Raw genomic sequence first — 19,756 nt, 5'->3', positions numbered from 1 at the left:
CCTGGGGAGGTGCCCGATGTCCGGCTGACCTCGCCCCAGGGCAAGTGGATCCTGCTCACCACGGTCCTCGGCTCCAGCATGGCGCTGCTGGACTCGACCGTCGTCAACGTGGCGCTCCCGCGCATCGGGCAGGACCTGGGCGCGAGCCTGGCCGCCCTGCAATGGACGGTCAACGCGTACATGGTCACGCTGGCCGGCCTGATCCTGCTGGGCGGTTCGCTGGGTGACCACTACGGCCGCCGGAAGATCTTCGTACTGGGCGTGGTGTGGTTCGCGGCGGCGTCCCTGCTGTGCGGCCTGTCGCCGAACCCGCCGGTGCTCATCGCCGCGCGGGCCCTGCAGGGCATCGGCGGCGCCCTCCTCACCCCCGGCTCCCTGGCGATCATCCAGTCGTCCTTCCACCGCGACGACCGCAGCCGGGCCGTCGGCCTCTGGTCCGGCTTCGGCGGGATCGGTGCGGCGGTCGGCCCGTTCCTGGGCGGCTGGCTGGTGACCGGCCCCGGCTGGCGCTGGGTGTTCCTGCTGAACGTCCCGCTGGCCCTGCTCTGCGTGCCGGTCGCGGTGCGGCACGTGCCGGAGTCCTCCGACAGCGGCAGCCGGGGCCGCTTCGACGTGCTGGGTGCCGCCCTGGGCGCCCTGGCCCTGGCCCTGCTGACCTACGCGCTGATCGAGGCGAGGGCGGGCTCGCTGGTGGTGGCCCTGACGGCGGTGGCGGGCCTGGCGGCGGCGGTGGCCTTCGTGTACGTGGAGCGACACCGCCCGGCCCCGATGCTCCCGCCGGACATCTTCGCCTCGCGCCAGTTCACGGCGGTCAACCTGGTCACCCTGTGCGTGTACGCCGCGTTCGGCGGCTTCTTCTTCCTGACCGCGCTCCAGCTCCAGGTGGTGGCGGGCTACTCGCCGCTTGCGGCCGGTACGGCCCTGCTCCCGACGACGGCCCTGATGCTCCTCTTCTCCGCCCGCTCCGGTGCGCTGTCCGACCGCACGGGCCCGCGCCTGCCCCTGACGATCGGTCCTCTCCTCTGCGCGGCGGCGATGCTGCTGATGCTCCGCGTGGGCCCGGGCGCCGACTATCTCACCGACGTCCTCCCGGCCCTGCTGGTCATGGGTACGGGCATGGTGACTCTCGTAGCACCGCTGACGGCGACGGTGCTCGCCTCGGTCGACACCTCCAGGGCGGGCCTGGCCAGCGGCATCAACAACGCGGCGGCCCGGGCGGCGGGCCTGATCGCGGTCGCCGCGCTGCCGCTGCTGGCGGGGATGGGTCCGGAGGCGTACCGGGTCCCGTCCGCCTTCGACGCGGCGTTCCGGCGGGCGATGCCGATCTGCTCCGGGGTGCTGGTGGTCGGCGCTCTGCTGGCCTTCGCCCTGGTCCGCCGCCCGGCTCCGGACTGCCGCCACCCGGAGTGCCAGGTACACGGCTGTGTGACGGCCCCTCCGTTGGAGGGGGAGCGGCGGGACTAGGGCCTGTCTGACAATTCCCGTCTGCCGCGCGACGCCATGCACGCACTCTCGCCGCACCGGCCCCAGACCCAAGTACGTCCAGTACGAGGGTCTGGGGCCGGCACTCCCCCAGCCTTCGGCCGGGGGGACCCCCAGAGCACGCACCTGACGCCGCGCGGCCGCCCTTCGGGCGACGACGCGAATTGTCAGACAGGCCCTAGCAGCATCTCTCGGCGCGCAGTGGCCCCGGCACACGGAACCGCGAGGTGGGCCAGACTGGACCCCATGACGATTCACGAAAACCTTCTCGGCGGTCCGCCCCCCACCCACCTCCCGGACGACCCCGAGCCCCGCGAACAACTCGCCGCCGGAACCGCCCCCGCGGACGTCGCCGCCAAGTACCCCACCTCCTCCCTCGCCTGGGCCCAGCTGGCCGACGAGGCGTTCGAGCGCGGCGCGGTCGTGGAGTCGTACGCCTACGCCCGTACGGGCTACCACCGCGGCCTCGACGCCCTGCGCCGCAGCGGCTGGAAGGGGCACGGCCCGGTCCCCTGGGAGCACGAGCCGAACCGCGGTTTCCTGCGCGCCCTGCACGCCCTCGCCCGTGCCGCCCACGCGATCGGCGAGCAGGAGGAGTACGAGCGCTGCACGCAGTTCCTGAAGGACTCCTCCCCGACGGCGGCGCAGACGTTGGGCTAGTCCGGCGGGAGGCCGGTGGTGTGGCCCGTCTGGCAGCAGGCGGGCCTTGCCGTATCGGGGTCCATTGCGGAGGATGCCGGGTGGGGACCGGGGCCCCCGTGCCGGCATCGGCAGGGGCGGACCGCTACCCGGAGCAACAACAGGAGACAGCGATGTCCCAACCGGCTCAGCAGTCCATGGAGACTCAGGAGCCCGAGACTCCGCATCTCGATTTCGCGGGCACGACGCCGTACGAGGACTACGTCAGGGCGGACGTGCTCACCCACCTCCAGCACACCCTCTCCGACGATCCCGGAGAGATGGTCTTCCTGGTCACGACCCAGGTCATGGAGCTGTGGTTCACCGTCGTCGTCCATGAGTGGGAGACCGCGGCGGCCGCCCTGCGCGGCGACGACGTGCCGACCGCGATCGCCGCGCTGAAGCGTTCCGTACGGGAACTGGAGGCCCTCAACGCCTCCTGGAAGCCCCTCGGCCAGCTCACCCCGGCGCAGTTCAACTCGTACCGCTCCGCCCTCGGCGAGGGCTCCGGCTTCCAGTCGGCGATGTACCGCCGCATGGAGTTCCTGCTCGGCGAGAAGTCCGCGTCCATGCTCGTACCGCACCGCGGCGCCCCGCGCGCACACGCGGAACTGGAGAAGGCGCTGCACGAGCCGAGCCTGTACGACGAGGTGCTGCGGCTGCTGGCCCGGCGCGGGCACGCGATCCCCGCGTCCGTCCTGCACCGGGACGTCTCCCGGCGCTACGAGCCCTCCGACGTGGTCGAGCAGGCCTGGGCGGCGATCTACTCCGGCGACCAGGACGCCGAACTCGCCCGGCTGGGCGAGGCGTTGACCGACGTGGGCGAACTGGTCTGGCGCTGGCGCAACGACCACCTGGTGGCCACCCGCCGCGCGATGGGCGCCAAGCCCGGCACGGGCGGCTCGGCCGGCGTGGCCTGGCTGGAGAAGCGCGCCCGCAAGAACGTGTTCCCGGAGCTGTGGACGGCGAGGTCCCATGTCTGAACCGGCCCTGGAAGCAGAGAAGCTGGACGCTGCCGACGAACTGGCGCCGCTGCGTGACCGCTTCGTCCTCGACGAGGTGGTCTACCTCGACGGCAACTCGCTCGGCGCGCTCCCCGCGAACGTCCCCGACCGCGTGGCCGACGTGGTCCGCCGGCAGTGGGGCGAACTGCGCATCCGCTCCTGGGAGGAGAGCGGCTGGTGGACGGCGCCCGAGCGGATCGGCGACCGGATCGCCCCGCTGGTCGGCGCCGCGGCCGGGCAGGTCGTCGTGGGCGACTCCACAAGTGTCAACGTGTTCAAGGCGCTCGTGGCCGCCGTACGGATGGCGGGCGAGGACCGTACCGAGATCCTGGTGGACGCCACGACGTTCCCCACGGACGGCTACATCGCCGAGTCGGCGGCCCGCCTGACCGGCCGCACCCTGCGCGCGGTGACACCGGCGGAGGTGCCGGCGGCGTTGGGCGACCGTACGGCGGCGGTGCTGCTGAACCACGTCGACTACCGGACCGGCCGGCTGCACGACCTGCCGGGGCTGACCGCCGCGATCCACGCCGCCGGCGCCCTCGCGGTCTGGGACCTGTGCCACAGCGCGGGCGCGCTGCCGGTGGGCCTGGACGAGCACGGGGTCGACCTGGCGGTCGGCTGCACCTACAAGTACCTGAACGGAGGTCCGGGTTCACCGGCGTACCTGTACGTCCGTCGCGATCTCCAGCCCGGCTTCGACTCCCCGCTGCCCGGCTGGAACTCGCACACCGACCCGTTCGGCATGAGCCCCTCGTACGCCCCGGCGCCGGGCGCCCTGCGCGGCCGCGTGGGCACCCCGGACATCCTGTCCATGCTGGCCCTGGAAGCGGCCCTGGAGGTCTGGGACGACGTGTCCGTCTCCGCCGTCCGCGCCAAGTCCCTCGCGCTGACGGACTTCTTCCTGCGGTGCGTGCGGGCGTACACCGGGCCGGGGCACGTCGAGTCCGTGACGCCGGAACGCCACGAGGAGCGCGGCAGCCAGGTCGCCCTGCGCTGCGACGACGCGGGTGAGGTGATGAAACGCCTGATCACCCGGGGCGTCGTGGGCGACTTCCGCCATCCCGACGTCCTCCGCTTCGGCTTCACCCCGCTGTACGTCACCTTCGCCGAGACCGAGCGCGCGGCCCGGATCCTGGCCGAGGAACTGGCGTAGGGGGAGGGGCTCGAGGGGCCTGGGAGAGGTCTGGACGGGCCTGGGGAGGTCCTGGGAGGGGCCTGGGAGGGGCCTGGGAGGGGCGGCTTCCTCCCAGGCCGTTCCCCACAGAACCGTTTATCCCTCACCCTGCGTGACATCCCCGTGTCCCCGCACGTCACCGGCCTGATACCGTCCCGCCAACGGCGAACGAAGATTCCCCACCCGGTCCGCCAGACCCCAAACACGTTCCATCGCTGAGAGGTTGGAGCATGCCGGACGACTCCGCAGCAGCCCGCGCCGCCGCCGAAGAGGAGTCGGCCTTCTCGCACCCCCCGGTCGACCCCGACGTCACCGCCGCGTACGGCGGCCACCCGGACCAGGTGATCGACTTCTACGCCCCCCGGACCGCCCAGGACTCCCCGGTCCCTCTGGTGGTGGTCCTGCACGGCGGCGCCTGGCGCGCCCGCTACGACCGCCGCCACATCACCCCCTTCGCGGACTACCTGGCCCGCCGGGGCTTCGCCGTGGCCAACGTCGAGTACCGGCGCGGCGCCGATCCTCTGATCCCCGGCCAGAGCAAGGGCGACGGCGGCGACGCCACCCCCGCGGCCGGCCGCTGGCCCGACACCTTCGACGACATCGCGGCCGCCCTGGACGCGCTGCCCGCCCTGGTCCGGGAGGCGCTCCCGCAGGCCGACTCCCGCCGCACGGTGCTGACCGGTCACTCGGCCGGCGGTCACCTCGCCCTGTGGGCAGCGGCCCGCCACGTCCTGCCCGCGGGCGCCCCCTGGCGCACCGGCGGGCCCGCCCCGCTGCGCGGTGTCGTCGCCCTCGCGCCGATCGCGGACTTCGAGGTGGCGGAGAAGCTGGACGTCTGCGGCAACGCGAGTCTGCAACTCCTCGGCGGCCACGACACGTTCGCCGAGCGCCGCCCCAGCGCCGACCCCGTCCTGCTTCTCCCCACGGGCATCGCGACGACACTCGTCCAGGGCCGTACGGACCTGGTGGTGCCCCAGGCGGTGGCCGAGTCGTACGCGGACGCGGCGGCGAAGGCCGGCGAGGTGGTGGGCCTGACACTGCTGGAGGACGTCGGTCACTTCCCGCTCATCGACCCGGCGGCGGACGCGTGCGCGGTGGTGGCGGAGGAGATCGCCCAACTGGCCTGGTAGCCGCCCCTTGAGGGGCGGTCCCGGTGATACCCGTAGTACCTGAGAGCTACCCCGCAGAACAGCTCCCTGGCGGGACGCCGGCGACCCGCCCCGATCCATAACTTCCTTGTCAGACAAGCCCGATGGCCGGGCGATCTGAAAGGAAGCCCGCCCATGGGGCACACCCACGAAACCACACATCCGCAGTCGCCGACGGCGATGGGGGCCCACGAGCGCCACCCGCACCCGGCGACGAAAGCAGCACGGATGGTGCGGGTGGGAACCCGGACCAGAACTCACCGCACCCGGAAATGGCGCCGCGCCCTCCTCGCCACCCTCCTCACCGCAGCCATAGCGGCCCCCCTCTCCGGCGCCACCCGCCCCCAGATCCCCGCTCCGGCCCCCGCCACCCTCCCCCCGATCACGGCGACGACCCTCCAGACGGCCTACGCCGCCAACCGGGCCGACGCCTCCCGTGCCGCCGACATGGCCGCCGCGCACGGCGACACCCACCGCGCCGCCGCCGACCGCGCCCTGGCCGCCCCGTCCCGTCACCTCCTCACCTTCGACGGCCGAGGCACCGGCCGGGCCACGGAGGTGCTCGGCGACCTCGTTCACGCGGACCGCGTCGCCGTCCTGGTCCCCGGCTCGGACACCTCCCTGGACACCTACGCCCGCTTCCACAAGGCGGCCGCGGCCCTGTACACGGACCTCACCCACCGCGCGCCCCGAGACACCCGCACCGCGGTCGTCGCCTGGCTCGGCTACGAGACACCGGCCACCGTCAGCACCACGGTGACCACGACCACCCGCGCCAAGGAAGCAGCCCCCCAACTGCGCGCCTTCATACGTCACCTGCGCGCCGCGACCCCGGCGCAGGCGCACATCTCACTGCTCTGCCACTCCTACGGCACGGTCGTCTGCGGCCGGGCCGCCGCGGGCCTGGACGCCGAGGACATCGTGCTCGTCGGCAGCCCCGGCACCGGCGCGGACTCCGCCGCGGCCCTGCACACCCGGGCACGAATCTGGGCGGCCCGCGGCAGCGAGGACTGGGTCGCGGATGTGCCGCACGTCAGCGCCACCCTCTTCGGCACCACCGTCGGTCTCGGCGCCGACCCGGTCTCCCGTGCCTTCGGCGCCCGGGTCTTCGACGCGGGCGACGCCGACCACAGCGGCTACTTCACCCCGGGCTCGGACTCCCTCGCCAACCTGGCCCGCATCACCCTCGGCGAGACCCCGGAGGTGCCCCGTGCCTGACCCAACCCCCACCGCGCCCAGCAACCCCCGACCGACTCCGGCCCCTCGTGTCGTTTCCCCGCGCACGGCCCCGCAGCCGCACACGAACCCGCACCCGACCCACACCCGAAACCGGCGCCACCCCCTCCGCACCCTCCACCACTCCGCCCGCCGCCTCGACACCCTCACCCCCGCCTCCCGCGACCGAGCCGTGGACGCCCTGCGGGCCCTCGCGGTCCTCGGCGTCGTCCTGGGCCACTGGCTGGTGACAGCCCTGGTCGCCAAGGACGGCGGACTGCACACCACCAGCCCCCTGCAGCACATGCCCTGGCTGGCGCCGATCTCCTGGCTGTTCCAGACCCTGGCCGTGTTCTTCCTGGTCGGCGGCCATGTGGCGACCCGAAGCCTCGCCACCGCCCGCGGCAGAGGCGACACCTACGGCTCCTGGCTGCGCGCCCGCCTGACCCGCCTGCTGCGTCCGGTGACCGCACTCCTGTGCCTGTGGGCGGTGGCCGCCACGGCCCTCCTGCTGTCCGGCACCCCGCTCGCCACCATCGAGGCCCTGCTCAAGCTGGCCCTGTCACCGCTGTGGTTCCTGCTGGTCTTCGCCGGTCTGACGGCCGCCACCCCGCTCCTCACCCGCCTCAACCCGCTCTGGCCCCTGGCCGTCGTCCTGCACGTCGACCTGCTCCGTTTCGGCCTGCACACCGGCCCGGCCTGGCTCGGCTGGCTGAACCTCCCGGCGGGCTGGCTGGTCCCGTACACCCTGGGTGCGGCCTGGACCCGGGGCGAGCTGGACAGCCGTCGCGCGGCCCGGGTCCTGTTCCTCGGCGGTACGGCGGCCACGGCCGTCCTCGTCGGCTGCGCCGGATACCCGGCGTCCATGGTCGGTGTCCCCGGCGCGAGGATCTCCAACCTCGACCCCCCGACCCTGGCTGCCGTCACCTTCGGCCTGGCCCAGTGCGGGCTCGCCCTCCTCCTCCGCGACCGGCTGCGCCGCGCGATGGCCCGCCCGCTGCTCTGGGCAGCGGTGGCGCTGGTCAACCTCTCCGCGATGACGATCTACCTCTGGCACCAGACGGCCATGATGGCCACGACGGCCACGGGCCTGCTGGCCGGCCGGCTGCCCGGCCTGCACACCTCGCCCGACTCCCTGGGCTGGGTGCCGTACCGCCTCGCCTGGCTCCCTGTCTTCGGCCTGGTCCTCGCCCTGTGCTGGACGGCCTTCCGCCATCACGAACAGGGCCCGCGTCGCCCCATAAACCGCAGGTCCCATGTGGTCCGCCGCCATCTGCCCCCAGCAAAGAATCCGCCCAATGCCTAGTGTTGACCTTGTGAAGCCCGCGGCCGCCGACGGTGAGAACGCCCCCCAGGGGCCACCCGCACCCGACCACGCCCCCGCGACGGCCGCTGCACCCACCCCCAAGGCCGCCCGGCGCCGCCTGCGCGCCTGGCTCGGCGAGAACCCCTCACCCCAGTCACCCCCCTTGTCCCGGCACCGCTGGGCCCGTCTCCTCACCTACCTGGTCACCTTCTACTTCGCCCTGGCGATCGCCCTCGGCGGCGGCGAGGAACTGGCCAACACCTACGGCTTCACCACAGCCGTGGCCTTCTTCGGTACGTTCCTCCAGGCCGTCGCCGTCGTCCTGGCCCTGTGGCGCCCGGTGCCCGCCTGGGCCCTGTCCCTGTCCGGCGCCGTCGCCACCGCGCTGCTCGCACGCCGGCAGCTGGCGGCACTGGAGTTCCGGCCGCCCGGCCCCAACTGGCCCTGGACCACACCCCTCCTGCTGGCCCACATGGCCGTACTGCTGCTCCTCGCCCTGCGCGTCCGGTTCCGCGGGACGGTCGCCGCGCTCGTGACGACCGCATTGGTGACCGCCGTCGTGGAGGGCGGCCTGGGAGCGTCGCGCTACTCCCCGACGGGCACGGTGGCCGTCGGCCTGTTCGCGATCGCCGCCGTCATCGGCGCGGCCCTGCGCAGCCGCAGCGAGGCCCGCAGCGAACTGGTCCAGCAGACGACGATCACCGCAGAGGAACGGGCCCGGCGCACGCTGCTGGAGGAGCGCAGCCGTATAGCCCGCGAACTGCACGACGTGGTCGCGCACCACATGTCGGTGATCTCGATCCAGGCCCAGGTGGCCCCGCACCTGGTGGAGAACCCCTCCGAGGAGCTGAAGGAGAACCTCGCCGGCATCCGCAACAACGCCCTGGAGGCCCTGACCGAGCTGCGCCGGGTCCTCGGGGTGCTGCGGTCGGAGGGCCCGGACGACCCCGAGGCCGTGGAGGAGGCCCACCGGCTGTCCGCCCCCGGCACCGGCCCGGCCCCCGACGCGCCGCAGCCGAATCTCGCCCGCCTGGACGCGCTGATAGAGAACACCAGGGCGGCCGGTCTGGACGTGGTCAAGACGGTGGAGGGCGAGCCCCGCGGCTATCCACAGGGTGTGGAGCTGTCGGCGTACCGGATCGTCCAGGAGGCCCTGAGCAACGTCCTGCGGCACGCCCCGGGTGCGAGGGTCGGTGTGGCGGTCCTCCACCACCCCCACGGGATATGCCTGGACATCACCAATTCCCCGCCCAGCCGTCCGGTCCCGCCGACCCCGGGCAGCGGTCACGGTCTGCTCGGCATGCGGGAGCGGGCGGCGATGCTGGGCGGGCACGTCGTCGCGACGGGGGAGCAGGACGGTGGATTCCGGGTGACCGCGTTCCTCCCGCGCGACGGCACCCCGGTGCCGGCCGGCCTCGCCCTGCCCGCCGCGTTCCAGCACCGGCTGCCACCCGGCTCCACCCCTGACCCGTACCCGCCCGAGCCCCCGACAGGAGAACAGGACCCATGACGAGCGGCGCCGGTCCCATCCGCGTACTCATCGCCGACGACCAGGAGATGGTCCGGCAGGGTTTCGGCGTGCTGCTCAGCGCCCAGCCCGGTATCGAGGTGATCGGGCAGGCGGTGGACGGTCTGGACGCGATCGTGCAGACCGCCGAACTGGCCCCGGACGTGGTGCTGATGGACATCCGGATGCCCGAGCTCGGCGGCATCGAGGCGACCCGCCGGATCACCGCCGGGCATCCCGCCGTCAAAGTGCTGGTGCTGACCACGTTCGACCTGGACGAGTACGTGTACGAGGCGCTGCGGGCCGGGGCCTCCGGCTTTCTGCTCAAGGACGCCTCCGCGGACAAGCTGGCCGAGGCGGTCCGGGTCGTGGCGGCGGGCGACGCCCTGCTCGCGCCCGGCATCACCCGCCGTCTCATCGCCGAGTTCTCCCGCATGGACGGCAGCCCCCGGGCCCCGCTCAAGCAGCGCGTCGGTGACCTCACAGAGCGGGAGACGGAGGTGCTGGCGCTGATCGCGCAGGGCCTGTCGAACGCGGAGATCGCCGAGCGGCTGGTCGTGGCCGAGCAGACCGTGAAGACGCATGTGGGCCGGATCCTGGTGAAGCTGGGCCTGCGCGACCGCACCCAGGCGGCGGTCTTCGCCTACGAGTCCGGCGTGGTCCGCCCCGGTGGCGGCCGGTGAGAGCCCTCACGGGGCGACCCGTAGTACCTGAGGGGGACCCGCGAGAACCCCTCTCCAAGGTGACGACCGCGCCCCGCCGCCCGCCTACCGTTGCGTACGTGACCCAGACGACGCACACGCAGACGACACCGCCGGGCCCGGCCGGCCGGCCGCGCAGTCCGGAGTTCCGGCTGGCCGCGGACGCTTTGCGAGGGCTGCGGCAGGACCTGTTCCAGGACGCCTTCGCCTACGACCCGCTGCCCCGCCGGAGCGCCGACGGCCCGCTGGTCCGCCGTCTGTCCGGCGCGGTCTGGCTGCCGCACCTGGTGGTGGCCGCCCTGGGCGTGATCGCGATGTCCCTCGCCGTGGCGGGCTCCTTCGAGTCCGGTCCGGCCGGCCTGCTGTGCGGGCTGCTGGCGCTGGGGCCGGTCCTGCTGACGCTGGCGCGTCCGGTGGGGGCGTTCTGGTTCTCGCTGGCCGCGAGCACGGTCGCCGCCCTGATCGGCCGCGGCGACTTCGGCGACTGGCCCTGGCTGCCGGGCAGTTTCCTGTCCCACCTGGTGGTGCTCACGGTTGTCGCGCTGCGCACCCGCCCGCGCACCGCGGCCTCGATGTGGGTGATGACCGCGGTCTACGGCTTCGTCATCGGAGGCGTCTTCGGCTGGCACCGCTACGACACCAATGTCGCCCCGATGCTGCTCGTGTCGGCCCTGGTCCTGCTGGCCGTCTCGGTCCGGCACATCCGCCGTCAGGCCCAGCAGGAGGTGACCGCCCAGCAGACGGTCACCGAGCACGAACGCTCCCGCCGCACCCTCCTGGAGGAGCGCACGACGATCGCCCGTGAGCTGCACGACGTGGTCGCCCACCACATGTCGGTGGTCGCCATCCAGGCGGAGGCCGCGCCCTACCGGGTCCAGAACCCGCCGGAGGAGCTGGAGAAGGCGTTCGTCACCATCCGGGAGAACGCGGTGGCGGCCCTGACCGAGCTGCGCCGGGTCCTCGGGGTCGTCCGCGCGGACGACTACGAGGCGCCGGACGCCCCCCAGCCGACCCTGGCCGACCTCGACGGGCTGCTGGCCAATGTGCGCGAGGCCGGCCTGACGGTGGACAGGGCGGTGACCGGCGCGGTGCGTGAACTGCCGCAGGGCGTGGAGCTGTCGGCGTACCGAATAGTGCAGGAGGCCCTCAGCAACACCCTGCGGCACGCACCGGGAGCGAGCGCCCGCGTGGAGATCGGCTATGTCCTCGGCGGTCTGGGCCTGCGCATAGTCAACACCCGCCCGCCCGCGCCGCACCTCGTGAAGCCCTCTCCGGGTGCGGGACACGGCATCACGGGCATGCGGGAGCGCGTGTCGATGCTGAACGGCGAGATGACGGCGGGACCGGCGGAGGACGGGGGCTACGAGGTGACGGTGTTCCTGCCGGTGCCGGCGGCCACCGCGAGCGAAGGGGACGCATGACCATCCGCGTACTGATCGCGGACGACCAGATGATGGTCCGCGAGGGCTTCTCCGTCCTGCTGAACGCGATGCCGGACATCGAGGTCGTCGGCGAGGCCGTCAACGGAAGGGAGGCGGTGGACCGGGTCAGGGAACTCGCCCCGGACGTCGTCCTGATGGACATCCGCATGCCGGAGCTGAACGGCATCGAGGCCACCCGGGAGATCGTGGCGGCGGACGCGGCGGCGAAGGTGCTGGTCCTGACGACCTTCGACCTGGACGAGTACGTGTACCAGGCCCTGCGCGCAGGAGCCTCCGGCTTCCTGCTGAAGGACGCCTCGGCCCGCCAACTGGCCGACGGGGTACGGGTGGTGGCCGCGGGCGAGGCCCTCCTGGCTCCCTCGGTCACCAAACGCCTGCTCACGGAGTTCTCCCGCCTCTCGGACGCCCCGCGCCTGGTCCCGTCGGCCCAGGCGGCCTACGGCGAACTCACCGAACGCGAGACAGAGGTCCTGATCCTGATCGCCCAGGGCCTGTCCAACGCGGAGATCGCCGAGCGCCTGGTGGTGGCGGAGTCGACGATCAAGACCCATGTGAGCCGTGTCCTGGTCAAACTGGGCCTCAGAGACCGCACGCAGGCGGCGGTGTTCGCGTACGAGGCGCGGTTGGTGACACCGGGCTGAGGGGACGGGCGACCCCTTCGGACGGCGGCCCCTTCGGACGGGCGACCCCTGGTCAGACGTCGGTCCGGCAGGTTAGCGTCCCGGCATGGCAGGCCCCACCGACCTCGGTTTCGATCCCTGGGACCCGGCGTTCCTCGCGGACCCGTACCCGGCCTACGCCGAGCTGCGCGCACGCGGCCGGGTGATCCGGTACGAGCCGACCGACCAGTGGCTGGTCCCGCACCACGCGGATGTCTCGGCGCTGCTCCGGGACCGCCGGCTGGGGCGGACGTACCAGCACCGCTTCTCGCACGAGGAGTTCGGCCGGACCCCGCCCGCGCCGGACCACGAGCCGTTCCACACCCTCAACGACCACGGCATGCTCGACCTGGAGCCGCCGGACCACACCCGGATCCGGCGCCTGGTGTCGAAGGCGTTCACGCCGCGCACGGTGGAGCGGCTGGGGCCGTATGTGCGGGGCCTGGCGAACGACCTGGTCGCGGCGCTGGTCCACAACGGCGGCGGTGATCTGCTGACCGACGTGGCCGAGCCGTTGCCGGTCGCGGTGATCGCCGAGATGCTGGGCATCCCGGAGGCGGACCGCGCCCAGCTCCGCCCCTGGTCGGCGGCCATCTGCGGGATGTACGAGCTGAACCCGTCGCCGGAGACCGCGGAGCAGGCGGTCCGGGCCTCGGTGGAGTTCTCGGAGTATCTGCGGACGCTGATCGCGGCCCGCCGCAAGGAGCCGGGCGAGGATCTGATCTCCGGCCTGATCGCGGCCCACGACGAGGACGACGACCGGCTGACCGAGCAGGAGATGATCTCCACGGCGGTCCTGCTGCTCAACGCCGGCCACGAGGCCACGGTCAACGCCACGGTGAACGGGTGGTGGTCGTTGTTCCGAAACCCCGGCCAGCTGGCCGCCCTGCGCGCCGACCACTCCCTGATCCCGTCCGCGATCGAGGAGCTGATGCGCTACGACACCCCGCTCCAGCTCTTCGAACGCTGGGTGCTGGACGACATCGAGATCGACGGCACGACGATCCCGAGGGGCTCGGAGATCGCGATGCTCTTCGGTTCCGCCAATCACGACCCCGAGGTCTTCCACGACCCCGGGCGACTCGACCTCACCCGCAGCGACAACCCGCACATCTCCTTCAGCGCGGGCATCCACTACTGCATCGGTGCGCCCCTGGCCCGCATCGAGCTCGCCGCCTCCATGACGGCCCTCCTCCAGCAGGCCCCCACGCTGACCCTCGCGGCGGAGCCGCGGCGCAAGCCGAACTTCGTCATCAGGGGGCTGGAGGGGCTGAGCGTGGTGGTCGGCTGACGGCCGGCCGGATCCCTCAGCCGGCCAGATCCCGCCGCCGCACCCCCGCGAGCCCGCCGGCCACCAGCATCACGGCCAGACCCAGCAGGGCCAGCACCGGGCCCCACTCCATCGCGCCCCCCGGCAGCTTGGGGAGATGGCCGAACGGGGACAGGTCCAGCACCGCCCGCGGCACGTTCAGCGCGGGGCCGATCCAGCCGATCAGCAGGACCGCACCGGCCACGCCCCAGGCCGCGACCGCGCCCCGCGGCAGGACGCCGAGGAGGAGGACGGCGACGCCGCCGATCACCCAGACCCCGGCGACCTGGAGCAGGCACGCCCCCAGCACCGGCCCGGTCTGCCGGCCGTAGCCGACGGCGAAGCCCAGGCCGGCCACGAGCATCAGCAGGGCCGAGCCGCCGAAGGCGATCAGCAGGTGGCCGGCGGCCCAGCGCAGCCGGCCCACGGCCGCGGCCAACACCGGTTCGGCCCGGCCGGAGGTCTCCTCACCGCTCAGTCGCAGCACGGAGGAGACGACGTAGAGCGCGGCGACGAGGCCCAGCATGCCGACCATCGCGGCGAGGAACGCGTCCGTCAGCCCCGACTGGCCGCCCATCCGCTGGAAGATCTCCCGCGCCTTGGCGTTGTCGCCGACGAGTTTGGCCGCACCGTCCGTCATCCCGCCGTAGACGACCCCGGCGACGAAGAACCCGATCGACCAGCCGAGCACGCTGCCGCGCTGCAGCCGCCAGGCCAGCGCGCCCGCCGTGCCGAGGCGGCCGGTCGCCGGACCCGGCCGGGTCGGCAGGAAGCTCATGCCGATGTCCCGCCGCCCGGCCAACGCGTAGGCGACCAGCCCCTGCAGGGCGGCGGCCGTCGCGAACAGCAGCAGCACCCACCAGCGTTCGGCCGCGAAGGCACGAAGGTCCTCCAGCCAGCCCAGCGGGGACAGCCAGGTCAGCACCGACGAACCGTCGTCCGCCGCCGAGTCGCCCGCCGCGCGCAGGACGAACGCCGCGCCCAGCACGGCCGCCGTCAGCCCCCGGGCCAGCCGGGCGCTCTCCGTCAGCTGGGCGACGATCGCCGCCATCGTGGCGAAGACCATGCCCACGCCCGCCACACCGAGCCCGAAGGCCAGGGCACCCGGGGCACCCTGCCCGGCCAGCCCCGCCACGACCAGCACGCACAGGGCCGCGTTCGCGACGGCCGCCGTCAGCAGGGCCGCCGTGAGCGGGGCCCGGCGCCCCACCGTCCCGGAGGACACCAGCTCCTGCCGCCCGCTCTCCTCCTCGTCCCGGGTGTGCCGTACGACGACGAGCAGGCTCGTCACGGCGGCGAGCGCGCCCGCGTACACCCCTACCCGCCAGGCCGTCAGTGCGCCGAGGGAGTCGTCGAAGACGGGGCCGACCATGGCGCGCAGGGAGGTGTTGCCGGCCATCTGGTGCATCAGGTCGGCACGGGCGGCCGGGGTGCCGTACAGGGTCCGCAGGGTGTTCGGCATGGAGAGGACCATCAGCGCGTTCACCGCGACCCAGACCGGGATCAGCACGCGGTCGCGGCGCAGGGCGAACCTCAGCAGGGTTCCGGTACCGGCGAGTGGGGAGTTCATGCGGGCACCTCGTCCTGGTAGTGCCGCAGGAACAGCTCCTCCAGCGTCGGCGGCTTCGAGGTCAGCGAGCGCACCCCGGAGGCGGTCAGCGAGCGCAGTACGGCGTCGAGTTGGTCGGTGTCCACCTGGAGCCGGACCCGGCGGCCCTGTACGTCGAGGTCGTGCACGCCCGGCAGCCGGGCCAACCCGTTGGGTGGCCCGGCGAGTTCGGCGCTCACACTGGTCCGGGTCAGGTGCCGCAGGTCCGCCAGTGAGCCGCTCTCCACCGTCCGGCCCTTGCGGATGATGCTGACGCGGTCGCAGAGTTCCTCGACCTCGCTGAGGATGTGCGAGGAGAGCAGGACCGTACGGCCGCGCTCCCGCTCCTCCTCCACGCAGCGCTGGAAGACCGCCTCCATCAGGGGGTCCAGGCCCGAGGTCGGCTCGTCCAGGATCAGCAGGTCCACGTCCGAGGCGAAGGCGGCGACCAGGGCGACCTTCTGCCGGTTGCCCTTGGAGTAGGTGCGGCCCTTCTTGGTCGGGTCCAGCTCGAACCGTTCGACCAGCTCGGCGCGCCGCCGCCGGTCCAGTCCTCCGCGCAGGCGGCCGTAGAGGTCGATGACCTCGCCGCCGGAGAGGTTGCGCCACAGCGTCACGTCACCGGGCACGTAGGCGATCCTGCGGTGCACGTCCACCGCGTCCCGCCACGGGTCGCGGCCCAGTACCTGCGCGGCGCCCGCGTCGGCGCGCAGCAGGCCGAGCAGCACCCGGATCGTGGTCGACTTGCCGGCGCCGTTCGGGCCGAGGAAGCCGTGCACCTCACCGGCCTCGACGTCCAGGTCGAGGCCGTCCAGCGCGTGCGTACGGCCGAAGGACTTGTGGAGCCCAGAGACCGTGATTGCCTTCGTCATGCCTCCGAAAGTACGCTTCTTTCAGAAATTTGTGAAGTTAAGGAATCACATGAAGCGCGGATAGGCTGAGGGGCATGACGGAGCCGAGGACAGGAACGCCGGAGCGGGACCCGGAGACGGTCTCGCGGTTCGTGGAGCACTTCGCGGCACAGCTGGTGGAGGCGGGCGTGCCACGCATGCCGGCCCGGGTCTTCGCCGCGCTGCTCGCCTCCGACGACGGCACCCTGACCTCCGCCGAGCTGGGCGGACAGCTCAGGATCAGCCCGGCGGCCGTCTCCGGCGCCGTCCGCTATCTCGCCCAGGTCCACCTGGTCTCCCGCGAACGCGAGCCGGGCTCGCGCCGGGAGCGGTACCGGGTGCACAGCGACCAGTGGTACGAGGCGCTCACCAACCGCGAGGCGATCATCAAGCGCTGGGAGGAGGGGTTGCGGGAAGGGGTGAACAGCCTCGGCGCCGACACCCCCGCGGGACGCCGGCTCGCCGAGACGCTGGACTTCTTCGAGTTCGTGGAGAAGGACGTGGCTCAGATGATGGAACGCTGGCGCGCCTATCGGGAGCGCAAGTACGGACGCTGAACCTTCTCAGCGCTCCTTGGTCTCCTCCAGCACCGTCCGCCCCAGCAGCGCGTACCGCTCGGGCGCCCGGTGCTTCAGGTACTGGGCGTAGCCCACGCCCGTCGCCGCGACCAGTGCCACGAGCCACGGCGTCGCCTTCAGCAGCAGTGAGCCGGACTCCGTGCCCGCCGCGACCCCCATGTTGGACACCAGCAGGACGACCACGCCGAGCATCGCGATGCCGCCGATGAGCGGAGCGGTGAAGGTCCGGAACCAGTGGCGGCTCTCGGGGTGGTGCCTGCGGAAGTACACAAGGACCGCGAAGGAGCACACGGCCTGCACGATGAGGATCGCCATCGTGCCGAGGATGGCCAGCAGGACGTAGAGCGCGTTGTACGGGTCCTTGCCCGCGATCCAGAACGCGGCGATCAGTACGGCGCTCACCACCGTCTGCACCAGGCCGGCGATGTGCGGGGAGCCGTGCCGGGCGTGGGTACGGCCGACGGTGTTCTTCAGCGAGGGCAGGACGCCCTCGCGCCCGAGGGCGTAGAGGTACCGGGCGGCGCAGTTGTGGAAGGCCATGCCGCAGGCCAGCGAGCCGGTGATCATCAGCCACTGCATGACGTCGACGGCCCAGTGGCCGACGTAGCGTTCGGTGGGGTCGAAGAACAGCGCGAGCGGGTTCGCGGAGGAGGCCGCCTTCACGGCCTCGGCCGCGCCGTTTCCGGTGATGGCCATCCAGGACACGAAGACGTAGAAGACACCGACGCCCAGGACGCTGATCATCGTGGCCTTGGGGATGATCTTCTTCGGGTCGCGGGACTCCTCGCCGTACATCGCGGTCGACTCGAAGCCGACCCAGGACCAGAAGGCGAAGAAGAGCCCGAGTCCGGCGGACGTGCCCCTGAAGGCGTTGACCGGGTCGACCGGGGCGAGGCTGAACCCGTGCGGGCCGCCGCCGTGGAGGGCCACGGACACCGCCATCGCGGCCAGCACGGTCACCTCGGTCGCCAGCAGCGCCACCAGCAGCTTCTCGGCGACGCTGATCCCGAACCAGGTGCCGGTCGCGTTGATCGCGAGCATCAGGATCGCGAAGGCCCACCAGGGCAGGTGCACGCCGGTCTGGTCCTTCAGGGTCGTCGTCGCGAAGGTGGAGAAGATGCCGATCAGGGCGGGCTCGAAGACGACGTACGCGAAGGTCGCGAGCAGCCCGGAGGCGAGGCCGGCGGTCCGTCCGAGGCCGTAGGAGATGAACCCGTAGAAGGCTCCGGTGGACGTGATGTGCTTGGCCATCGACGTGAAACCCACGGAAAAGATTGCCAGGACGACCATTGCGACGAGATAACTCGCGGGCGCCCCGATGCCGTTGCCGGACGACACCATGAAGGGCACGTTGCCGGTCATCGCGGTGATCGGGGCGGCGGTGGCGACGGCCATGAAGACCACCCCTAGCAGCCCCACGGCGTTGGGTTTCAGCCGGTGAACCGCTTCGCCGTCCCCTGTGTCGGCCGCCGGGGCGACGCCCTCGTCTATTGCCATCGGGTGGCCCCCTCCGTGTCCGGTCCATGAGTCCTGGTGGGCTCTGACTCAGCAGGATGGTGGACGACACGGGGGCACGGGAAGGGGTCGGCGCGGTTAAATATCTGTCACCAGACCATTGGCCGGCTCCTGTTGAGGTCTCCGTAGCGCCACGCGTGCAGTCCGCTACTGTGAGCGATGATGACAAGCTTCGAGAACCTGCTGGACGACTTGGACCGGCTGATCGCGCCGGACGGCTACAAGGCCGAGATCATCAGGGGGAACATCGTCCTGTCTCCGTGGCACCCGGGATACTGCGCCCTCGTCATGCGCTCGGTGTGCGAACAGATGCGGCCCCACCTTCCCGAGGGGCACCTCATCGCAGAAGGACCCTTTCTGTACGTCTTCCCCGGCGACGAGCGTGCGTACGGTCCTGACATCCATGCCGCACCTGAGCAGGTCTTCGAGACGGACAGCAACCGCCTCGACGGCGAGGCCCTCTCCTTTGTCGCCGAGCTGACGTCCTCCTCGACCCGGGACGATGACATCACGGACAAGGCCCTCGTGTACGCAAGAGCCGGCATCCCCGTCCACCTGCTCCTGGACATGCAGGAAGAACACGCCACCGTGTTCTGGTCGCCCTCGCCCCAGGGCTACGAGGCTCGCTTCACCAAGCCCTTCGGCGAGAAGCTCCACATCCCGGCGCCCTTCGACTGCACCCTCGACACCACCGGCTTCCAGGCCCCCGCCTCAAGCTGACGGCAACACCAGCCCCCAAGCCCCCTCCGCCACCCGCCACGTCCGCCGGCGTACCGGCCCCGTCACCGCCGCGTCCGCCCGGTACCGGAAATCGGCGCCGAGCACGGTCACCGTCCGGCCGGACGTCCGTACCGGCGTGGCCTCCGCGCCCACCGACAGGGGCCGTACCTCCACCTCCGCGAGCCCGCCGGTGCCCGGGGTGACCGAGACGGCCTCCACGGGCTGGCCCAGGTCGACCACCGTCTCCCCGTCGACCTCGACCCGGAGCCGGGAGGGGCCCGGCGCCGGTACGGCGGAGAGCCGGGGCGGGCGGGGGGCGAGGGTGCGGACCAGGGAGCGGTACCAGGGGCGGCCGGAGGCGACGGGGACCGGCTCGGCCGCCGGCACCCGCAGCACCGGCTCCGGCGGGATGCCCAGCCGGCTCAGCACGACCCCGTCGCTCTCGTCGACCAGCAGGTCCAGCCGCCGCTCGGAGCCGTCCAGCACGGCCCGCGCCGCCGCCACGGTGCCACCCGGCACGCCCAGCGACTCGGCGAGGCCGGTGTCACCCACCGGGACCACCGACAGCGCACATCCGGCCAGCTCGCGCATCCGGTGCAGCAGCGTCACGGCCCGTACCAGAGCGTGACCGTCGCCCACCACGACCGGCCGCCTGGAACCCCTCCGGCCCAGCGCGCGGGCGAATTCCTCCGGCCCGTCCGGCAGGCACACCTTCGCCGCCGCACCCGCGCTGAGCACGTCTTTCGCGATCCGTACGGACTCCCCGTCCGTCTGCCGTGCCGCCGGATCGATGATCACCAGCAGCTGTTCGGACATCGCGAAAGTCGCCACCTCGGT

18 protein-coding genes are annotated in these 19,756 nt (G+C 72.5%); 14 read left to right on the top strand and 4 right to left on the bottom strand.

From position 1 onward, the window contains the following. Nucleotides 1-9 precede the first annotated feature (9 nt). The 12 genes from ACFYZB_RS24300 (at nt 10) to ACFYZB_RS24245 (ending at nt 13,610) form a co-directional block, all read left to right on the top strand. Nucleotides 10-1,464: an MFS transporter gene (locus ACFYZB_RS24300; RefSeq protein WP_388762202.1), complete on the top strand. Its 1,455-nt coding sequence runs from the start codon at nt 10-12 to the stop codon at nt 1,462-1,464. A 264-nt stretch (nt 1,465-1,728) separates the two neighbouring features. Then, a complete protein-coding gene (locus tag ACFYZB_RS24295) occupies nt 1,729-2,142 on the top strand; it encodes a DUF3151 domain-containing protein (protein WP_351209776.1) in 414 nt (137 codons plus the stop codon). 152 nt (nt 2,143-2,294) lie between these two features. Then, on the top strand, nt 2,295-3,143 hold the full coding sequence (locus tag ACFYZB_RS24290; protein WP_351209778.1) for a tryptophan 2,3-dioxygenase family protein: 849 nt from the start codon (nt 2,295-2,297) through the stop codon (nt 3,141-3,143). Continuing rightward, nucleotides 3,136-4,320 (top strand): kynureninase, encoded by a 1,185-nt coding sequence (gene kynU, locus ACFYZB_RS24285; RefSeq protein WP_388762199.1) that lies wholly within the window; start codon nt 3,136-3,138, stop codon nt 4,318-4,320. Before ACFYZB_RS24290 ends, kynU begins: the two co-directional genes overlap by 8 nt. Before the next feature lie 251 nt (nt 4,321-4,571). Further along, complete coding sequence (locus ACFYZB_RS24280) at nt 4,572-5,471, top strand: alpha/beta hydrolase (protein WP_388762196.1); 900 nt, start codon at nt 4,572-4,574, stop codon at nt 5,469-5,471. Between the two features lie 246 nt (nt 5,472-5,717). Then, nucleotides 5,718-6,707, top strand: a complete 990-nt coding sequence (locus tag ACFYZB_RS24275; protein WP_388762666.1) for an alpha/beta hydrolase — start codon at nt 5,718-5,720, stop codon at nt 6,705-6,707. A 190-nt stretch (nt 6,708-6,897) separates the two neighbouring features. After that, a complete protein-coding gene (locus tag ACFYZB_RS24270) occupies nt 6,898-8,010 on the top strand; it encodes an acyltransferase (RefSeq protein WP_388762663.1) in 1,113 nt (370 codons plus the stop codon). Then, nucleotides 8,003-9,520: a sensor histidine kinase gene (locus ACFYZB_RS24265; RefSeq protein ID WP_388762193.1), complete on the top strand. Its 1,518-nt coding sequence runs from the start codon at nt 8,003-8,005 to the stop codon at nt 9,518-9,520. Before ACFYZB_RS24270 ends, ACFYZB_RS24265 begins: the two co-directional genes overlap by 8 nt. Further along, the gene (locus ACFYZB_RS24260) at nt 9,517-10,200 is read left to right on the top strand and encodes a response regulator transcription factor (protein WP_351209786.1); all 684 of its coding nucleotides are present in this window, start codon (nt 9,517-9,519) and stop codon (nt 10,198-10,200) included. The genes ACFYZB_RS24265 and ACFYZB_RS24260 overlap by 4 nt, the downstream gene beginning before the upstream one ends. A 98-nt stretch (nt 10,201-10,298) precedes the next feature. Then, a complete protein-coding gene (locus tag ACFYZB_RS24255) occupies nt 10,299-11,639 on the top strand; it encodes a sensor histidine kinase (protein WP_388762189.1) in 1,341 nt (446 codons plus the stop codon). Next, nucleotides 11,636-12,301 (top strand): response regulator transcription factor, encoded by a 666-nt coding sequence (locus ACFYZB_RS24250; protein WP_351209790.1) that lies wholly within the window; start codon nt 11,636-11,638, stop codon nt 12,299-12,301. The genes ACFYZB_RS24255 and ACFYZB_RS24250 overlap by 4 nt, the downstream gene beginning before the upstream one ends. Before the next feature lie 85 nt (nt 12,302-12,386). Beyond that, a complete protein-coding gene (locus ACFYZB_RS24245) occupies nt 12,387-13,610 on the top strand; it encodes a cytochrome P450 (protein WP_388762186.1) in 1,224 nt (407 codons plus the stop codon). Nucleotides 13,611-13,626: 16 nt separating this feature from the next. On the opposite strand, the gene ACFYZB_RS24240 is transcribed toward ACFYZB_RS24245, so the two are convergent. After that, nucleotides 13,627-15,198 carry an ABC transporter permease gene (locus ACFYZB_RS24240; protein ID WP_388762183.1) on the bottom strand — a complete coding sequence of 524 codons (1,572 nt, stop codon included), beginning with the start codon at nt 15,196-15,198 and terminating at the stop codon, nt 13,627-13,629. After that, nucleotides 15,195-16,088: an ATP-binding cassette domain-containing protein gene (locus tag ACFYZB_RS24235; protein WP_388762180.1), complete on the bottom strand. Its 894-nt coding sequence runs from the start codon at nt 16,086-16,088 to the stop codon at nt 15,195-15,197. The genes ACFYZB_RS24240 and ACFYZB_RS24235 overlap by 4 nt, the downstream gene beginning before the upstream one ends. 74 nt (nt 16,089-16,162) lie before the next feature. On the opposite strand from ACFYZB_RS24235, the gene ACFYZB_RS24230 reads away from it, so the two are divergent. Continuing rightward, nucleotides 16,163-16,663 (top strand): MarR family transcriptional regulator, encoded by a 501-nt coding sequence (locus ACFYZB_RS24230; RefSeq protein ID WP_351209798.1) that lies wholly within the window; start codon nt 16,163-16,165, stop codon nt 16,661-16,663. Nucleotides 16,664-16,669: 6 nt separating this feature from the next. On the opposite strand, the gene ACFYZB_RS24225 is transcribed toward ACFYZB_RS24230, so the two are convergent. Next, nucleotides 16,670-18,181: an APC family permease gene (locus ACFYZB_RS24225; RefSeq protein WP_388762177.1), complete on the bottom strand. Its 1,512-nt coding sequence runs from the start codon at nt 18,179-18,181 to the stop codon at nt 16,670-16,672. Nucleotides 18,182-18,358: 177 nt separating this feature from the next. Here ACFYZB_RS24225 and ACFYZB_RS24220 point away from each other — a divergent pair, with 177 nt between their 5' ends. Further along, nucleotides 18,359-18,919: a Uma2 family endonuclease gene (locus ACFYZB_RS24220; RefSeq protein WP_388762174.1), complete on the top strand. Its 561-nt coding sequence runs from the start codon at nt 18,359-18,361 to the stop codon at nt 18,917-18,919. On the opposite strand, the gene ACFYZB_RS24215 is transcribed toward ACFYZB_RS24220, so the two are convergent. After that, nucleotides 18,911-19,735 (bottom strand): diacylglycerol kinase, encoded by an 825-nt coding sequence (locus ACFYZB_RS24215; protein WP_388762171.1) that lies wholly within the window; start codon nt 19,733-19,735, stop codon nt 18,911-18,913. The genes ACFYZB_RS24220 and ACFYZB_RS24215 overlap by 9 nt on opposite strands. Between the last annotated feature and the right edge of the window lie 21 nt (nt 19,736-19,756).

This window comes from Streptomyces sp. NPDC001852, assembly GCF_042891825.1.
Classification (GTDB): Bacteria; Actinomycetota; Actinomycetes; order Streptomycetales; family Streptomycetaceae; genus Streptomyces.
Note: the sequence above shows the minus strand (reverse complement) of the source record. Positions and strands in the feature narration are given on the sequence as shown.